The sequence below is a fragment of the Amycolatopsis sp. NPDC023774 genome (assembly GCF_040639695.1).
Lineage (GTDB): Bacteria > Actinomycetota > Actinomycetes > Mycobacteriales > Pseudonocardiaceae > Amycolatopsis.
The window spans coordinates 125,415-140,618 of sequence record NZ_JBFAAJ010000018.1 but is presented as its reverse complement, the minus strand read 5'-3'; the positions used below and the strand labels follow the sequence as shown (position 1 = coordinate 140,618).

Sequence of the window (15,204 nt, the reverse complement as noted above, 5' to 3'; positions counted from 1 at the left end):
CTGACCCATGTTACGTACCGGTCGGCACGTCCGATTTCGCCGCCTGCTTCGCCTTGCGTGACTTCGGGCTCATCGCGAGGTCTTCGCGCAGCCGGTCGAGTTCGCTGCGCAGGTAGTCGCGGGTCGCCACCTCGCCGACGGCGAGCCGCAGCGCCGCCAGTTCACGCGCCAGGTACTCGGTGTCGGCCTTGGTCTGCGCGGCCCGGGCGCGGTCCTCTTCCAGCGAGACGCGGTCGCGGTCGTCCTGCCGGTTCTGGGCCAGCAGGATCAGCGGCGCGGCGTACGCGGCCTGTGTGGAGAACGCCAGGTTGAGCAGGATGAACGGGTACGGGTCCCAGCGCAGCGACACCGCGGCCAGGTTCAGCACGATCCAGACGATGACGATGAGCGTCTGCCAGAACAGGTACTTGCCCGTGCCGAGGAACCGCGCGATGCGCTCGGTGAAGCGGCCGAAGGTGTCCGGGTCGATGTTGAGCCGGAACCGCGCCTGGCTGCGCGGCTGGTCGAGCCGGCGGCCCGAGGTGAGTTCAGGCACGGTCGGCCTCCTGGGGGTGGGCTTTGGCCCGGCCGTGAACCTCGGCGGGCACGTCGGCGACGTCGTGCAGGCCGGTTTCGCGCCAGTCGTCGGGCAGCAGGTGGTCGAGCACGTCGTCGACGGTGACGGCGCCCAGCAGGTGCTCCTCGGCGTCGACCACGGGGCCGCACGCCAGGTTGTACGCGGCGAAGTAGCGCGTGACCTCGGCCAATGAGGCCTTGGGTCGCAGCGCCGTGAGGTCGGTGTCCACGGCGCTCGCCACGAGCTCCGCGGGCGGCTCGCGCAGCAGCCGCTGGAAGTGCGCCACGCCCACGAACCGGCCGGTCGGCGTCGCCGTCGGCGGGCGGCACACGAACACCATGGTGGCCAGCGCGGCGGGCAGGTCGGCGTTGCGGATGTGCGCGAGCGCCTCGGCCACCGTCGCGTCGGGCGTGAGCACCACCGGTTCCGGGGTCATCAGGCCGCCCGCGGTGTCGGACGAGTAGGCCAGCAGCCGCTTGACCGGCGCCGACTCCTCGGGCTCCATGAGCGCCAGCAGCCGGCGCTGGTCGGCGGGCGCCAGCTCGGCCAGCAGGTCGGCGGCGTCGTCCGGGCTCATCGCCTCGAGGACGTCGGCCGCGCGCTCCTCCGACAGGTAGGCCAGGAGCTCCTTCTGGTCGTCGTCGGGCAGCTCTTCGAGGACGTCGGCGAGGCGTTCGTCGTCCATCGCGTCGGCGACCTCGTGCCGGCGCTTGAGCGGCAGATCGCGCACGGTGGCGGCGATGTCGACGGCCCGCATCGTGTCGAACAGCATCAGCAGCTGCCCCGCGCCTTGGGGTTCCTGCGCGGTCAGATCGGTGAGGCCGAGCCCGGCGACCTCGTTCCACGGCAGCACGTGCATGGCCGTGCGGCGGCGGGCGAGCCCGAGCCGGGTCTGGCGTTCGCGGATGGCGAGCTTCGCGAGTACCCAGTCGCGCGTGCGGGTGGGCTCCATCGCGGCGTCGACCACCGTCACGCGCGTCTCCGTGCCGGCGAGCGTCGCGTGCGCGTCGAGCAACTGCCCGCACACGAGGACCTCGTTGGGGCGCTGGGTGAAGTGCCGCATGTTCACCGAGCCGGTGGCCAGTGTCACAGCCGTGGGCTCGATCGTGGTGACACGCAGCATGGGCACGAAAACGCGCCGCCGCGTCGCGAGCTCGACCACCAGGCCGAGGATGCGGGGCGGCTGCTGGTCGAGTCGCAGGCCCGCGACCACGTCGCGGACCTTGCCGATCGACTCGCCGTCGGGCCCGAACACCGGCAGACCCGCCAGCCGAGCCACGAAAACCCTGTTCACGGCAGCCATGGGGCAGACACTATCCGCAAGGCGGCCCCGATGCCCGCGTCGTGGAACCGTGTCTTGCCAGCGTCCTCTCAGCTAGGACTCGCAGGCCCAGGCGGTCAAAGCGGGCAGAGCCTCGGAGGAGGGCTGCTCGTCGCCGAGATCGGTGAACTCGCGCAGATCCGACTCGAGCCACAGCCGGTTCTGTACCGCGCGCACGAGCGTCCACGCGCGGACGCGATCGGGGTCGAGCGCGGTGGCGGCCACCTTGGCGTCCACTGTGGATTTGTCGAACCGGTTCCACAACAAGGAGAACACGCCGTACTCGAGGTCGCCGGCGATCGGTTTGGGATCGATCACGAGCCACGGTTCGCGCCGGGCGGCCAGCACGTTCTCGTAGTGCAGGTCCTCGTTCACGAGCAGCGCGCCCACGGTCGGGCCGAGGTCACGGCACACGTCGAGGGCCGCGTCGAGCTCGCGGCGGGGGAACGGTCCGCCGAGGTCGTGCCAGCTCTTCGGCAAGTCCTCCAGGAGGCGTTCTGCTTCACCGGTCACCGTCCGAGACAGCCGCGGCGGCGCGGGCACGCCCAGCCGGTGCGCGAGCTCGCTCATGATTTCCACGGCTTCGAGCACCGGCTCGGTGTGCAGCGTCCGCGTGTGATCGAGGCGCTCCAGCAGGTGCACGCCTTCGCCGGGTGCCGATTCCAGCAGCAACACCGCACCGCGACCGGCCCAGGTGGACAGTGCCAGTGGTTCGTCGCGGCTTTCTTCGTGCGGCCAGCCGAGTTTGAGCACGGCGGGCGTGCCGTCGGCCCGGCGCGCGGGCTGCACGACGCTGACGAACCCGTGCATCGCGTCGCCCTCGAACTCCAGGTCCCACTCGCGGGCGAAGCTGTCGGCCAGGTCGGGCAGCGACGCCAGCCACGGCAGGCACTCGGGTCCGAGAACACGGGGTGCGCGGGCGGCGAACGCCGGCGGAATCACGAGTCGGGTCACCTTCCCCATCGTGCCGGTCACGTCGAGTCATTTCCCTGCGCCCAAACCGCGCGTACAGTCAAAATTCAGGGGTTCTGCGATCCCGGGGAGCTGCCATGATCGTTGAAATTCTCAGCGCGGTGGTCGTCGTGGGTGGGGTGTGGCTCGCCTCCGGCGTGCGCGTGGTGAAGCAGTTCGAACGTGGCCTGGTGTTCCGCTTCGGGCGGGTGCGCCCGGAGGTGCGCGGGCCCGGTCTGACGCTGCTGGTACCGGTTGCGGACCGCATGCACAAGGTCAACATGCAGATCGTCACCATGCCGGTCCCGGGGCAGGACGGCATCACGCGCGACAACGTGACGGTGCGCGTCGACGCCGTCGTGTACTTCAAGGTGATCGACCCGGTCTTGGCCGCGATCAACGTGCAGGACTACCGCGCGGCCGTCGGGCAGGTGGCCCAGACGTCGCTGCGGTCCATCATCGGCAAGAGCGACCTCGACGACCTGCTGTCGAACCGCGAGCGGCTGAACCAGGGCCTGGAGCTGATGATCGACAGCCCCGCGCTCGACTGGGGCATCCACATCGACCGCGTCGAGATCAAGGACGTGGCCCTGCCGGAGACGATGAAGCGCTCGATGTCGCGCCAGGCCGAGGCCGAACGCGAGCGCCGCGCCCGCGTGATCTCGGCCGACGGCGAGCTGCAGGCGTCGCACAAGCTGGCCCAGGCCGCGGAGACGATGGCCCACGTCCCGTCGGCGCTGCAACTGCGCCTGCTGGAGACCGTGGTGCAGGTGTCAGCGGAGAAGAACTCGACGCTGGTCCTGCCGTTCCCGGTCGAGCTGCTGCGCTTCCTCGACGCGAACACCCCGCAGGCCAAGAAGCCGGCGCCCGAGGAACCGGCCGAGCCGGAGCCGCCCGAGGTGCCTGCGCTCGAGAAGCCCCCGCGGCAGGTGGCCACGCCCGAGACCAACGGGCACGCCGGTCCGCCACAGCCGCGCCAGGAAGGCGACGCACTGGCCGAGTGACCCCGCCGTCCGGCAGGGAAGCGGAGTGTTCTCCGGCTGACACTGGTCGCGCCGGAGGGCCCACCCGCGCGGCCCGCCGGCTCGACCTGTTCGTCGACGGGCTCGCGCGGGCGCGCCAGGCCGGTTAGTTGTCGAGGTAGCCGTTGGTCCCGAGGATCACGATCGTGACGAAGAAGCCCACGTACAGCGCCACGATCACGTAACCGATCACCACGGCCGACAGCGCCATGCCGCGGCCGCCCGCTTCGCCGCGGTTGGCCTTCGCCAGCGCGATGTGGCCCATGACGATGCCGGGGATCGCGATCAGGCACGTGATCAGGCCCAGTAGCGAGCAGACGAGCGCGCCGATGGCGAGACCGTTGGACTGCTGCGGGCCGTAGGGCGAGTACGGCTGGCCGTAGGGCTGCTGCGGGTAGGGCTGGCCGTATGGCGCGGCGGCCGGCGCACTGGACACACCGGGAGCGCCCGGGTAGGAGGCCGTCGGGCCCGGGTAGGGCTGGCCGGGGTAGGCCGGGGCCGCGTACGCACCGGCCGGCTGGACGCCGGGGTACGCGGCGGGCTCGAGCCGGCCGGGCATCGCGAAGCCGGCCGAGGGCTGACTGCCGGGCGCGGCGTAGGGAGACGGCTGCTCACCGGTCGTGCGGGCCGGTGCCGCGTACGGCGAGGCGGTGTCGGTCGAGTTCGGCGCGGCGAAAGCGGTCTCGCTCGAGGACCCGGTGCTGTCCGGCGCCGCGAAGCTCGCCGGCTGGTCGCTCGCCGAGCTGACGCTGTCGAGCGAGCTGAACCCCGTCGCGTCGCCCGCTGGGGGGTCGTACGGCGCCGGGTCCGCGGTGGCCGGCGGCTCGTAGGAGCCGGGGTCGGCCATCGCCGGCGGCTCGTACGCCGTGGTCTCGTTCGGTCGGTCCTGCGGCCCGGACGGGTTGGTCATCGGGTTCCCCCTCGGTTCTGGTGGTCGCCCACCGCGAGCCTTCTCAGCCGAAGGCGCCGTACTTGTCGAGCTCGTGCAGCACGAGCGGGATCATGATCCCCCACACGGCCAGCGCCAGGTAACCGATCACGAACCCGGCGATCGCCAGCGCCCCGCCGGTCGCCCTCCCGTGGCGCGAGCGGTAGTAGGCGATGTGTCCCATCACGACCCCGGCGATCGCGGCGGGCGCGCACACGATGAAGCCCGCGATCGAGCACACCAGCGACCCGATCGCCAGACCCGCGCCGGGCGGCGGGCCCTGCGGCGGGTACGGCTGGTGCTCGAACGACGGGTGTTCGTAGCTCTCGTTCATCACGCTCCTTCCCAGCCACAGGTTGCCCGGAAACGCACTTTAACGGGGCAAACGCGGTCACGGCGTGAGCACCCTCATAGGCGCGTACCCGCCCGGCCGTCCATACTCCGCGGTAACCCCGCGGAAGGAGCCCGTGATGGCCCGCCTCGCCCAGACCGCCGGCCTGACCGACGTGCAGTCCGAGATCCTCGCGACGGTGCGCTCGTTCGTGGACAAGGAGGTCATCCCGCATGCGCAGGCGCTGGAGCACGCGGACGCCTACCCGGCGGAGATCGTCGAGGGCATGAAGGCGCTGGGCCTGTTCGGCCTCACCATCCCCGAGGAGTACGGCGGCCTCGGCGAGTCGCTGCTCACCTACGCGCTGGTGGTCGAGGAGATCGCGCGCGGCTGGATGAGCGTCTCGGGCGTGATCAACACGCACTTCATCGTCGCGCACATGGTTTCCCGCCATGGCACCGAAGAGCAGAAGCGGCACTACCTGCCGAGGATGGCCACGGGCGAGGTGCGCGGCGCGTTCTCGATGTCGGAGCCGGACCTGGGTTCCGATGTGGCGGCGATCAAGACCCGGGCCCGCCGCGACGGTGATTCCTACGTGCTCGACGGCGCGAAGATGTGGCTCACCAACGGCGGCACCTCGAACCTGATCGCGCTGCTCGTGAAGACCGATGAGGGCGCGGAGCGGGCCCACCGCAACCTGACGACGTTCCTGGTCGAGAAGCCCGAGGGCTACGGCGAGGTGCTGCCGGGCCTGACGATCCCGGGGAAGATCGAGAAGATGGGGTACAAGGGCGTCGACACCACCGAGGCGGTGTTCGACGGCTTCCGCATCGACGCCGGCCAGGTCCTCGGCGGCGCACCCGGCGAGGGCTTCGCGTACATGATGGACGGTGTCGAGGTCGGGCGGGTGAACGTGGCGGCGCGGGCGTGTGGCATCGCGATCCGCGCGTTCGAGCTGGCGGTGGAGTACGCGCAGCAGCGCACGACGTTCGGCAAACCGATCGCCGAGCACCAGGCCATCGCGTTCAAGCTCGCGGAGATGGCCACGAAGGTCGAGGCCGCGCACCTGATGATGGTCAACGCCGCCCGGCTCAAGGATTCCGGCGCCCGCAACGACGTCGAGGCCGGCATGGCGAAGCTGCTCGCCTCGGAGTACTGCGCCGAGGTCACCCAGGACGCGTTCCGCATCCACGGCGGCTACGGCTACTCCAAGGAGTACGAGATCGAACGGCTCATGCGCGAGGCGCCGTTCCTGCTCATCGGCGAGGGCACCAGCGAGATCCAGAAGACCATCATCAGCCGCGGCCTGCTGCGCGAGTACAAGTCGAAATCCTGAGCGGCTCCGAGTACCCGAGTTCACACCGACGTGCGGCGAGACCGCTCGTACGCTGGAGCGGTGAGCGAGCTTTCGGACACCGAGCTGACGCGCGCCGCGCAGTCCGGTGACGTGACGGCGCTCGGCGTGCTCCTCGCGCGCCACGAAGCCGGCATGCGCGGCGTCGCGATCGCACTCCTCGGGTACACCGCCGAAGCCGACGCCGTGCAGGACGCGGCCGTGATCGCGCGGCGGCGGATCGGCGACGTCCGCGACCCGGCCGCGGTCGGCGCGTGGCTGCGGATGGTGGTGCGCAACGCCTGCCGCGCGCGGCTTCGGTCCACACGCGACATTCCCGTTGCCGACGGCTGGGACCTCACCACTTCCACGCTCGCCACGCCCGAGCAACTGCTCGACGACCACGCGCTGCGCGACTGGGTCTGGCAGGCCGTCGAACAGCTCTCGCCACCCGTGCGGATGGTGATGATGCTGCGGCACTTCTCGCTCGGCGTCACGTCGTACGAGCAGATCGCGCGGGCGCTCGGCATCCCCGTCGGCACCGTGCGCAGCCGGTTGAACCAGGGCCGCGCCAAGCTCGCTGAAGCCCTGCGCGCCACCGCGGCCTCGGCCCACGACGACGCCGGCGCCCTCGTCGCGGGCAGCAAACTCGACGCGCTGGACACCCTGGCCGCGGCCGAACGCGGCGAGTTCACCCGGGTGCTCGCCGACCGGTGGGCCGAGGACGTCGTGCTCACCGCGGGCGACGTCCGGGGAGTCGGCCACGACTTCCTGCTGCGGGGCATGCAGGGCGACCTCGCCGCCGGCGTCCGCCAGCGGCCGGTGCACGTCGTCGCGAGCCGCGACGTCGTGGTGTGGGAGATGGACCTGCTCAACCCGCCCGACAACCCGATGCACTGCCCGCCCGGCGTCGCGTGGCTGATGACGCTGGACCGGGGCCGTGTCGCGGATCTGCGGCTCCACCACGCCCCGAGGACTCCGGCACCGAGCGGGGCTATGGCCGTCGTCACAGCGAACTGATCGAACCAACGGTCACCGCCGCGCATCGTGCGGGTGCCCAGACACCCGTACGAGACGGAGCACCCCGTGACCAACCCAGCCGTGACCGACCACCTTGCCCCCGGAACCCACACCGTCGAGCTCGACGGCCTCGTGCAGCGCTACCACGTCCACGGCTCCGGGCCGGTGTGCCTCGCGCACTCCGGCGGCCCCGGCATCGACTGGGAGTACCTGCGCATGCCGGTCGTGGAAGAGCAGTTCACCGTCGTCTACCCGGAGCCCATCGGCACCGGCGGGTCGAGCCGGCTGGCCACGCACCCCGACGGCTACACGCGCGACCGCTACGTCCGCGCGGTCCTCGCCCTGCTCGACCACCTCGGGCTCGAGAAGACCCTCTTGCTCGGGCACTCCCACGGCGGGTTCGTCGCCCAGCGCCTCGCGCTGACGCACCCCGAGCGCGTCTCCGGGATCGTGCTCTACGACAGCGCGCCGGTCGTCGGGGCGGAGCACGGCGAGGAGCTGATGCGACAGCTGGAGGAGTACGCGGCCCGCTCCGAAGGCGACCCCGGTCTGCCCGACGTGCTCGCGGCGTTCCAGTCGCTCGGCTCGATGTCGTCCGACGAGGACGTCACCAAGGCCGTGCGCGGCATCCTCCCCGCGTACTTCGCCGACTTCCGCGGTCGTTTCGCGGAGTTCGGCCCGCGTCAGGACCAGGTGAGCGGCGTGTACATCTCCGGCCGCGACGCCGACGGCACTCCCGAGCTGTTCGACGACCGGCCGGTGCTGAACACGATCGGGGTGCCGGCGCTCGTGGTCGTCGGCCGCTACGACGTGATCTGCGGGCTGCGCTGGGGCCGCGAGCTGCATAACGGGATTTCGGGGTCGCGGTTCGTGGTCCTGGAGCACAGCGGGCACTTCGGCCACCTGGAGGAGCCCGCGCTGTTCGCCGACGCCGTGTTCGGTTTCGCGAAGGGGCTGGACCACTGACGCAGGGCCGGTGAACGGCATTCACCAGTACGCGGTTCGCACGGTTCGCCGGTTCTTGACAAGATGGACCCCTCGGACCGGACGAGTACGCAGGTGATGATGGTGAGCAGTCCCTTTGGTGGTGGACGGCCGGCCGGGCCGCCGCGGCTCCCGACGCCGCCCACCGGCTGGCCGATCGGGTCGTACGGCACCTACCAGGAAGCCCAGCGGGCGGTCGACTTCCTGGCGGAGAGCGAGTTCGCGGTCACCGACGTGACGATCGTCGGCGTGGACCTGATGCTCGTGGAGCGCGTGATCGGCAAGCTCACCTGGGGCCGGGTCCTGGGCGCGGGCGCGATGTCCGGCGCGTGGTTCGGCTTGTTCGCCGGGCTGCTGCTGGGCTTTTTCGTGAACCAGGGCTTCGCGTTGCAACTGCTCACCGGGCTCGTGCTCGGTGTCCTTTCCGGTCTGCTGTTCGCCGCCATCGGCTACCGCGCGTCCCGCGGACGTCGCGACTTCTCCTCCGCGAGTCAATTGGTGGCCGGCCGTTACGACGTGCTGTGCCAGCCGCGTTCGGCCGAACAGGGGCGGGAACTGCTCTCGAAGCTGGCGTTGAAGCCGCCACCCGCCACCGCCTGACACTCGTTCCACTGCTCGGTGCCGCATCCCCCGTGGTGCCGGGCAGTGAAGAACAGGCGCGGATTAGGGAGCGCCCTGGGCCGAATTCGGGTTGTGCAGATGGCTAATTCGTGCTGAGTCACCCGAATGGAAGCACTGTCGGTCCATAGTTCACCCCGGTTATTCCGGCGTTTCGCGCTGCACAAGCCTGAATCGTTACGGATAATGCTTGCGGGGTGTGATCGCCGGGCATAGGTTGTCCGACACCAGTCGGACGGCCGCGTCCTCCAGCGCGACCGACCGAGCACTAGCACGTCGGGGTGCTGGCGCGACTCGCCTCATCGCGTCGTGATGCCTGGGGGCGTCACGGTAACCGGCGTGCGCGGGTGAGGAGGCTTTTGTTCGATGGGGAAGAAGAGGCTACGGGGTCGCTCGCCCGCCCGAACGGGCGCGCTGCTGGCCGCCGGATTCATGGCCACGGGTCTGCTCGCCGCTTGTGGCACGGGCGCGGGACCGATGAAGATCAACGTGTACTACGCGCCCGAGGACAATTTCCAGACCGTTGTCGACAACTGCAACAAAGCCGCGGGCGGTCGCTACGAAATCGTCTACAACAAACTCCAGCGCGGTGCCGACGACCAGCGAATCCAGATGGCACGCCGGCTCGCCGCGGGTGACACCTCGATGGACGTCCTCGGTCTCGACGTGACGTGGGTGTCGGAGTTCGCCGAGGCCGGCTGGGCCGAGGAGTGGACCGGGCAGAACAAGGCCGCCGCGTCCGACGGCGTTTTGCAAGGACCGCTCGAGACGGCCACCTACAACGGGAAGCTCTACGCCGCACCGAAGAACACCAACGTGCAGCTGCTCTGGTACGACGATCGCATCACCCCGAACCCGCCGAAGACGTGGGACGAGATGATGCAGATGTCGCAGCAGCTCAAGAAGGAAGGCAAGCCGTACAGCATCGTGTTCACCGGTGCGCAGTACGAAGGCCTGGTCGTCATCTACAACACGCTGGTGGAATCGCTCGGCGGCCACATCCTGTCCGACGACGGCAAGTCCGTGGTGATGGACCAGGGCGCGGTGGACGCGCTGGCGCTGCTCAAGCAGGTCACGTCGGCGGGCATCACGGACCCGTCGCTGACCAACCAGAAGGAGGACGACGTCCGGCAGACGTTCCAGCGCGGCAACGCCGCGTTCGAGCTCAACTGGCCGTTCGTCTACGCCTCCTACGCCGAGGAGAAGCCGCAGGACCTGTCGCACTTCAAGTGGGCGGTGTACCCGGAGGCGAAAGCCGGCATGCCGGCGAAGACGACCATCGGTGGCTACGACCTCGCGGTGAGCACGTACTCGCAGCACAAGCCCCAGGCGTTCGAGGCGGCGTTGTGCTTGCGCAGTGCGGAGAACCAGAAGTTCTCGGCCATCAACGACGGCGTGCCGCCGACTATCGAATCGGTGTACCACAACGACGTTCCGCTCGACCCGTCGAAGCCGGCGTCGAACGACAACCCGAACATGGCCATCAAGTACCCGATGCGCGACACCATCCTCGACGCGTTGAAGACCGCCGCGGTGCGCCCGCTTTCCCCGGCGTACCAGAACGCGTCCACAGTCATGTCGAAGATCCTGTCGCCGCCTTCGGAGATCAACCCGCCCGTGACGGCCCAGCAGCTGCGGGAACAACTCAGTGACGCGCTCCAGTCGAAGGGAGTGATCCCGTGACCGTCCAGGACCCCTCAACCGGCACCGCCGACACCGCCGAAACCACCGGCGCACCGGCCGCGCACGAGGCCGTGAGCCACCGCAAGGGAAAACCCGTTCTCAGTGAGGGGAAGAGGGCCGAACGGCGGCTGGGCCTGTGGCTCTGCGCGCCCGCCTTCCTCGTGATGATCGCGGTGACGGGCTACCCGATCGTCTACTCGATCTGGCTTTCGCTGCAGCGCTACGACCTGAGGTTCCCGGCGCAGCAGGAGTTCATCGGGTTGGCCAACTACGGGGCCGTGCTCACGAGCTCGTACTGGTGGACCGCGTTCGGCACCACGATGTTCCTGACCGTGGTGTCGGTGGCGATCGAGTTCGCGCTCGGCATGGCGCTCGCGCTGATCATGCACCGCACGCTCGTGGGCCGCGGGCTCGTGCGCACCGTCGCACTGATCCCGTACGGCATCGTCACGGTCGTGGCGGCGTTCTCGTGGTACTTCGCGTGGACGCCGGAGACGGGCTACCTGGCGAACGCCCTCGGCGAGGGCGCGGCGCCGCTCACCGAGCAGTGGCCGTCGCTGTTCATCATCATCCTCGCCGAGGTGTGGAAGACCACGCCGTTCATGGCGCTGCTGCTGATGGCCGGTCTCGCGCTGGTGCCGGAGGACCTGCTCAAGGCGGCCGCGATGGACGGCGCGAGCGCGTGGCAGCGGTTCACCAAGGTGATGCTGCCGGTGATGAAGCCCGCGATCCTCGTCGCCCTGCTGTTCCGCACGCTCGACGCGTTCCGCATCTTCGACAACATCTACGTGCTCACCAATGGCGCGCAGGACACCGGATCGGTGTCGATGATGACCTACGACAACCTCGTCAAGGGTCTGAACCTCGGCATCGGGTCCACGATGGCCGTGCTGATCTTCATCACGGTGGCGATCATCGCGTTCCTCTTCATCAAGGTGTTCGGCACCGCCGCACCCGGTACGGACGACGGGGGTAAACGCTGATGGCCATCGGTGGTGCGGTCACGACCGGCCGCAAAGTGAGGTGGGGCCTCGTCGACATCCTCGTCGTGGCCTTCGCGCTGATTCCCGTGCTGTGGATCATCTCCCTGTCCTTCAAGACGAAGGACACGCTCAACGACGGCAGCTTCTGGCCCCAGCAGTGGACGCTGAAGAACTACGCCGACATCTTCCAGACGTCGGAGTTCCTGCGGGCCTTGGTGAACTCGATCGGCATCTCGGTGATCTCCACGGTGATCGCGGTGGTGCTGGGCACGATGGCCGCCTACGCCATCGCGCGCCTCGAGTTCCCCGGGAAGCGGCTGCTCGTGGGGCTTTCCCTGCTGATCGCGATGTTCCCCCAGGTCTCGCTCGTCACGCCGCTGTTCAACATCGAGCGCAACCTGGGCCTGTTCGACACGTGGATGGGGCTGATTCTGCCCTACATCACGTTCGCCCTGCCGCTTTCGATCTACACGCTCTCGGCGTTCTTCCGGGAGATCCCGTGGGAGCTCGAAAAAGCGGCGAAGATGGACGGCGCGACACCGGCCCAGGCCTTCCGGAAGGTGATCGCGCCGCTGGCCGCGCCGGGCGTGTTCACCACGGCAATCCTGGTGTTCATCTTCTGCTGGAACGACTTCCTGTTCGCCATCTCGCTGACGTCCACCACGGCGTCGCGCACGGTGCCGGCCGCGCTGTCGTTCTTCACGGGGTCTTCGCAGTTCGAGGACCCGACGGGTCAGGTGAGCGCGGCCGCGGTCGTGATCACCATCCCGATCATCCTGTTCGTGTTGTTCTTCCAGCGTCGCATCGTGGCGGGGCTGACGTCCGGTGCGGTGAAGGGCTGACCCATGGCTGAAATCGTCCTCGACAAGGTTTCGAAGCGTTACCCCGACGGCGCGCTCGCGGTGTCCGAAGTGGACATCACGATCGCGGACGGCGAGTTCATCATCCTCGTCGGCCCGTCCGGCTGTGGGAAGTCGACTACGCTCAACATGGTGGCGGGGCTGGAGGACATCTCGTCCGGCGAGCTGCGCATCGACGGCAAGCGTGTGAACGAGAAGGCGCCGAAGGACCGCGACATCGCAATGGTGTTCCAGTCCTACGCGCTCTACCCGCACATGAGCGTGCGGGAGAACATGGCGTTCCCGCTGCGGCTGGCCAAAGTCGACGACGCGACGGTGCGCGCGAAGGTGGAGGAGGCGGCGGCGATCCTCGACCTCACCGCTCACCTGGACCGCAAGCCGTCGAACCTGTCGGGCGGCCAGCGCCAGCGTGTGGCGATGGGGCGCGCGATCGTGCGCAACCCCAAGGCGTTCCTGATGGACGAGCCACTGTCCAACCTGGACGCCAAGCTGCGTGGGCAGATGCGCACGTCGGTGTCGAAGATCCAGAAGCAGCTGGGCACGACCACGCTGTACGTGACGCACGACCAGACCGAGGCCATGACGCTGGGCGACCGCGTGGTGGTGCTGCGGGCCGGGTACGTGCAGCAGATCGGCTCGCCGCAGTTCCTCTACGACAACCCGGCGAACCTGTTCGTGGCCGGCTTCATCGGCTCGCCGTCGATGAACTTCGTCCCGGCGACGCTGGAGAACGGCGAGCTGCACAGCCCGCTGGGCACCACGCCGCTCACCGACCGCGTCCGCCGGATGGCCGAGGCCGCCAACGCCCCACGCGAGGTGATCGCCGGCATCCGGCCGGAGAACTTCGAGGACGCGGCGCTCGTCGACGCGGCCCAGCGCGGCGCCGGTTCCACGTTCACCGCGCACATCGACGTGCTCGAGTCGATGGGCTCGGAGAAGTTCGCGCACTTCACGGTGGAAGGCGAGGTGGCCACGTCGGCCGAGCTCGCCGAGCTGGCCGCCGACAGCGGTTCCGCCGACGTGCCGGGCGCCGCGTCGCTCATCGTGGCCCGGCTGTCGGCCGAGTCGCAGGCCACGGAGAACGCGGACCTGGAGATCTGGTTCGACGCGGACAAGGTCAAGCTGTTCGACCCGAGTAACGGGCGGAACCTGACCTACCAGGAATAGGTTGCCACCGCGAAGGCCCCTTCTCGCTCAGCTTGGGAAGGGGCCTTCGTCGTGCTCAGGGGATCTTCGCGAACACCAGCGCCGCGACCTGGCTCGCGACGGGGCACGCGGCCGCGCCGCTCGAACCGCTCGTGTCCACCACGCTCACCACGGCTTGCTCGCCGCGTCCCGGGGTGTCCGGCGACGGCTGGGTGGCCGTCAGCCGGCAGAACGCGCCGTCGGTGCTCCGGCGGGCCGTGCGGCCACCGAGGGTTTCGGTCGCGCCGGTGGGCGCCTGCTTCTGCACGGAGAACGCGACGCTCACCGTGCCGCGAATGCAGGAGTGGCCCGACAACCCGGGCGAGGGCTGCGTGCCGGCGCCGGCGATCGCGTCGAGCTCGTGGACGTTGAGCAGCGCGCACGGGTCCACGCGGCCCCACGAGCGGTCGGTGAACTGGTGGTGGCGCACCTTGCCCCCGCTCGCGGCGGCGAGAACCCCGCCGACCACGGCGTCGGCATCGGTGCAGCGGTCGTCCGACGCGCCGGCGCCCTCGGCGTCGGTCACGGCGACGTTGAGGCGGATCCCGTCGGCGAAGGTCACCACGCGCGAGCACGTCTTGTCGGGTGTGAAGCCGGCCTGCTGCACGGCGACGCCGTCGGGGAGCGGGCCGGAGTACTCGTACGGCTTCACGTTCGGGTCGGCGTCGGCCGCCAGCGGGCCCACGCTCACCGTGTGCTGGCGCCCGCTGCGCACGTAGTCGGTCCGGCAGTCGGTGAACGACGAGTCGGGGTCGTCGGCCGTCGCGCCGCGCAGGCGGGAGACGTCGAGCAGACTGCAGTAGTCGAGCGTGGTGAAGGCGCCGAGTGCCGCCACTGCCGTCATCGGCGAGGGGCCTTGCGAGACGGGCGCGGGGGCGGCCGCCGAGGAGCAGCCGGCGAGCAGAATCGCGCCACCGAGCGCGACGACAATGGATCCGAAGGGGGAGCGCACGGGGTGCAGTATCACCACGAATCGCCCGAAAAATCAGCCCTGACAGGGAAATCCCACCCCACGCCGCGGTGTCCGCGCAGGTCAGTGCAGTGAAATCGGACGCCGGTCCGTGCGTGGCGCGGTGACGGGCTCGGGCCCCTAGGGGCCCGAATCGTCCCAGGGAGCGATGTGCTCGCGGCGCCGTCCTGGTGTCCTGGAGTCACGAACCCAACGGGAGGGGACCACGATGACCGCACCTGTCACGCAGAGGCTGATCCGCCCGCGCAACGACCGCATGATCGGCGGCGTGTGCGCCGGGCTCGCCCGCCGCTTCGGCACCACGCCAGGCAAGGTCCGCGTGCTCGCGCTGCTGTCCTGCCTGCTGCCCGGCCCGCAGTTCGTCGCCTACCTCGTCCTCTGGGCCGTCATGCCCAGCGACTGACCTTGCCTCCGGCCGCCCCAATGCGGCGTTCGGTGCGTTCAGCGCACCGAACGCCA

At 69.6% G+C, this 15,204-nt stretch carries 16 protein-coding genes; 10 read left to right on the top strand and 6 right to left on the bottom strand.

Annotated features, from left to right (window positions below):
• Window positions 1-10: 10 nt before the first annotated feature.
• From AB0F91_RS30525 to AB0F91_RS30515, 3 genes are all read right to left on the bottom strand, one after another.
• Window positions 11-535 carry a DUF1003 domain-containing protein gene (locus AB0F91_RS30525; RefSeq protein WP_360603003.1) on the bottom strand — a complete coding sequence of 175 codons (525 nt, stop codon included), beginning with the start codon at window positions 533-535 and terminating at the stop codon, window positions 11-13.
• Window positions 528-1,859, bottom strand: coding sequence for a CBS domain-containing protein (locus AB0F91_RS30520; protein ID WP_360603001.1), 1,332 nt, complete (start codon window positions 1,857-1,859; stop codon window positions 528-530). The genes AB0F91_RS30525 and AB0F91_RS30520 overlap by 8 nt, the downstream gene beginning before the upstream one ends.
• A gap of 72 nt (window positions 1,860-1,931) precedes the next feature.
• Window positions 1,932-2,831 carry an aminoglycoside phosphotransferase family protein gene (locus tag AB0F91_RS30515; protein WP_360602999.1) on the bottom strand — a complete coding sequence of 300 codons (900 nt, stop codon included), beginning with the start codon at window positions 2,829-2,831 and terminating at the stop codon, window positions 1,932-1,934.
• A 95-nt stretch (window positions 2,832-2,926) separates the two neighbouring features.
• Here AB0F91_RS30515 and AB0F91_RS30510 point away from each other — a divergent pair, with 95 nt between their 5' ends.
• Complete coding sequence (locus tag AB0F91_RS30510) at window positions 2,927-3,832, top strand: slipin family protein (protein WP_360602997.1); 906 nt, start codon at window positions 2,927-2,929, stop codon at window positions 3,830-3,832.
• Window positions 3,833-3,956: 124 nt separating this feature from the next.
• On the opposite strand, the gene AB0F91_RS30505 is transcribed toward AB0F91_RS30510, so the two are convergent.
• Both AB0F91_RS30505 and AB0F91_RS30500 read right to left on the bottom strand, forming a co-directional pair.
• Window positions 3,957-4,760 (bottom strand): DUF4190 domain-containing protein, encoded by an 804-nt coding sequence (locus AB0F91_RS30505; protein WP_360602995.1) that lies wholly within the window; start codon window positions 4,758-4,760, stop codon window positions 3,957-3,959.
• Window positions 4,761-4,803: 43 nt separating this feature from the next.
• Window positions 4,804-5,112: a DUF4190 domain-containing protein gene (locus AB0F91_RS30500; protein WP_285970319.1), complete on the bottom strand. Its 309-nt coding sequence runs from the start codon at window positions 5,110-5,112 to the stop codon at window positions 4,804-4,806.
• Between the two features lie 136 nt (window positions 5,113-5,248).
• Here AB0F91_RS30500 and AB0F91_RS30495 point away from each other — a divergent pair, with 136 nt between their 5' ends.
• From AB0F91_RS30495 to ugpC, 8 genes are all read left to right on the top strand, one after another.
• The gene (locus AB0F91_RS30495; RefSeq protein ID WP_360602993.1) at window positions 5,249-6,445 is read left to right on the top strand and encodes an acyl-CoA dehydrogenase family protein; all 1,197 of its coding nucleotides are present in this window, start codon (window positions 5,249-5,251) and stop codon (window positions 6,443-6,445) included.
• 60 nt (window positions 6,446-6,505) lie between these two features.
• Complete coding sequence (locus AB0F91_RS30490) at window positions 6,506-7,462, top strand: sigma-70 family RNA polymerase sigma factor (protein ID WP_360602991.1); 957 nt, start codon at window positions 6,506-6,508, stop codon at window positions 7,460-7,462.
• A 66-nt stretch (window positions 7,463-7,528) separates the two neighbouring features.
• Window positions 7,529-8,428 (top strand): alpha/beta hydrolase, encoded by a 900-nt coding sequence (locus AB0F91_RS30485; RefSeq protein WP_360602989.1) that lies wholly within the window; start codon window positions 7,529-7,531, stop codon window positions 8,426-8,428.
• A 96-nt stretch (window positions 8,429-8,524) separates the two neighbouring features.
• Window positions 8,525-9,046, top strand: coding sequence for a general stress protein (locus AB0F91_RS30480; protein WP_360603075.1), 522 nt, complete (start codon window positions 8,525-8,527; stop codon window positions 9,044-9,046).
• Between the two features lie 384 nt (window positions 9,047-9,430).
• Window positions 9,431-10,747 carry an ABC transporter substrate-binding protein gene (locus AB0F91_RS30475; RefSeq protein ID WP_360602987.1) on the top strand — a complete coding sequence of 439 codons (1,317 nt, stop codon included), beginning with the start codon at window positions 9,431-9,433 and terminating at the stop codon, window positions 10,745-10,747.
• A gap of 71 nt (window positions 10,748-10,818) precedes the next feature.
• Window positions 10,819-11,730, top strand: a complete 912-nt coding sequence (locus AB0F91_RS30470) for a sugar ABC transporter permease (RefSeq protein ID WP_360603073.1) — start codon at window positions 10,819-10,821, stop codon at window positions 11,728-11,730.
• A complete protein-coding gene (locus AB0F91_RS30465) occupies window positions 11,730-12,572 on the top strand; it encodes a carbohydrate ABC transporter permease (protein ID WP_360602985.1) in 843 nt (280 codons plus the stop codon). Before AB0F91_RS30470 ends, AB0F91_RS30465 begins: the two co-directional genes overlap by 1 nt.
• A 3-nt stretch (window positions 12,573-12,575) precedes the next feature.
• A complete protein-coding gene (gene ugpC / locus AB0F91_RS30460) occupies window positions 12,576-13,757 on the top strand; it encodes a sn-glycerol-3-phosphate ABC transporter ATP-binding protein UgpC (protein WP_360602982.1) in 1,182 nt (393 codons plus the stop codon).
• A 55-nt stretch (window positions 13,758-13,812) separates the two neighbouring features.
• Here ugpC and AB0F91_RS30455 read toward each other — a convergent pair whose 3' ends face one another.
• Entirely contained in the window at window positions 13,813-14,727 is a 915-nt protein-coding gene (locus AB0F91_RS30455; RefSeq protein ID WP_360602980.1) for a hypothetical protein, read from the bottom strand.
• A 226-nt stretch (window positions 14,728-14,953) separates the two neighbouring features.
• Here AB0F91_RS30455 and AB0F91_RS30450 point away from each other — a divergent pair, with 226 nt between their 5' ends.
• Window positions 14,954-15,148, top strand: coding sequence for a PspC domain-containing protein (locus AB0F91_RS30450; RefSeq protein ID WP_360602978.1), 195 nt, complete (start codon window positions 14,954-14,956; stop codon window positions 15,146-15,148).
• Window positions 15,149-15,204 lie beyond the last annotated feature (56 nt).

Excerpts from the sequence above, each read along its gene's own strand:
- AB0F91_RS30520 (WP_360603001.1), bottom strand. The coding sequence starts at position 1,859 with ATGGCTGCCGTGAACAGGGTTTTCGTGGCTCGGCTGGCGGGTCTGCCG.
- AB0F91_RS30465 (WP_360602985.1), top strand. The coding sequence starts at position 11,730 with ATGGCCATCGGTGGTGCGGTCACGACCGGCCGCAAAGTGAGGTGGGGC.
- AB0F91_RS30475 (WP_360602987.1), top strand. The coding sequence starts at position 9,431 with ATGGGGAAGAAGAGGCTACGGGGTCGCTCGCCCGCCCGAACGGGCGCG.
- AB0F91_RS30500 (WP_285970319.1), bottom strand. The coding sequence starts at position 5,112 with ATGAACGAGAGCTACGAACACCCGTCGTTCGAGCACCAGCCGTACCCG.
- AB0F91_RS30495 (WP_360602993.1), top strand. The coding sequence starts at position 5,249 with ATGGCCCGCCTCGCCCAGACCGCCGGCCTGACCGACGTGCAGTCCGAG.
- AB0F91_RS30450 (WP_360602978.1), top strand. The coding sequence starts at position 14,954 with ATGACCGCACCTGTCACGCAGAGGCTGATCCGCCCGCGCAACGACCGC.
- AB0F91_RS30480 (WP_360603075.1), top strand. The coding sequence starts at position 8,525 with ATGATGGTGAGCAGTCCCTTTGGTGGTGGACGGCCGGCCGGGCCGCCG.
- AB0F91_RS30505 (WP_360602995.1), bottom strand. The coding sequence starts at position 4,760 with ATGACCAACCCGTCCGGGCCGCAGGACCGACCGAACGAGACCACGGCG.
- ugpC (WP_360602982.1), top strand. The coding sequence starts at position 12,576 with ATGGCTGAAATCGTCCTCGACAAGGTTTCGAAGCGTTACCCCGACGGC.
- AB0F91_RS30510 (WP_360602997.1), top strand. The coding sequence starts at position 2,927 with ATGATCGTTGAAATTCTCAGCGCGGTGGTCGTCGTGGGTGGGGTGTGG.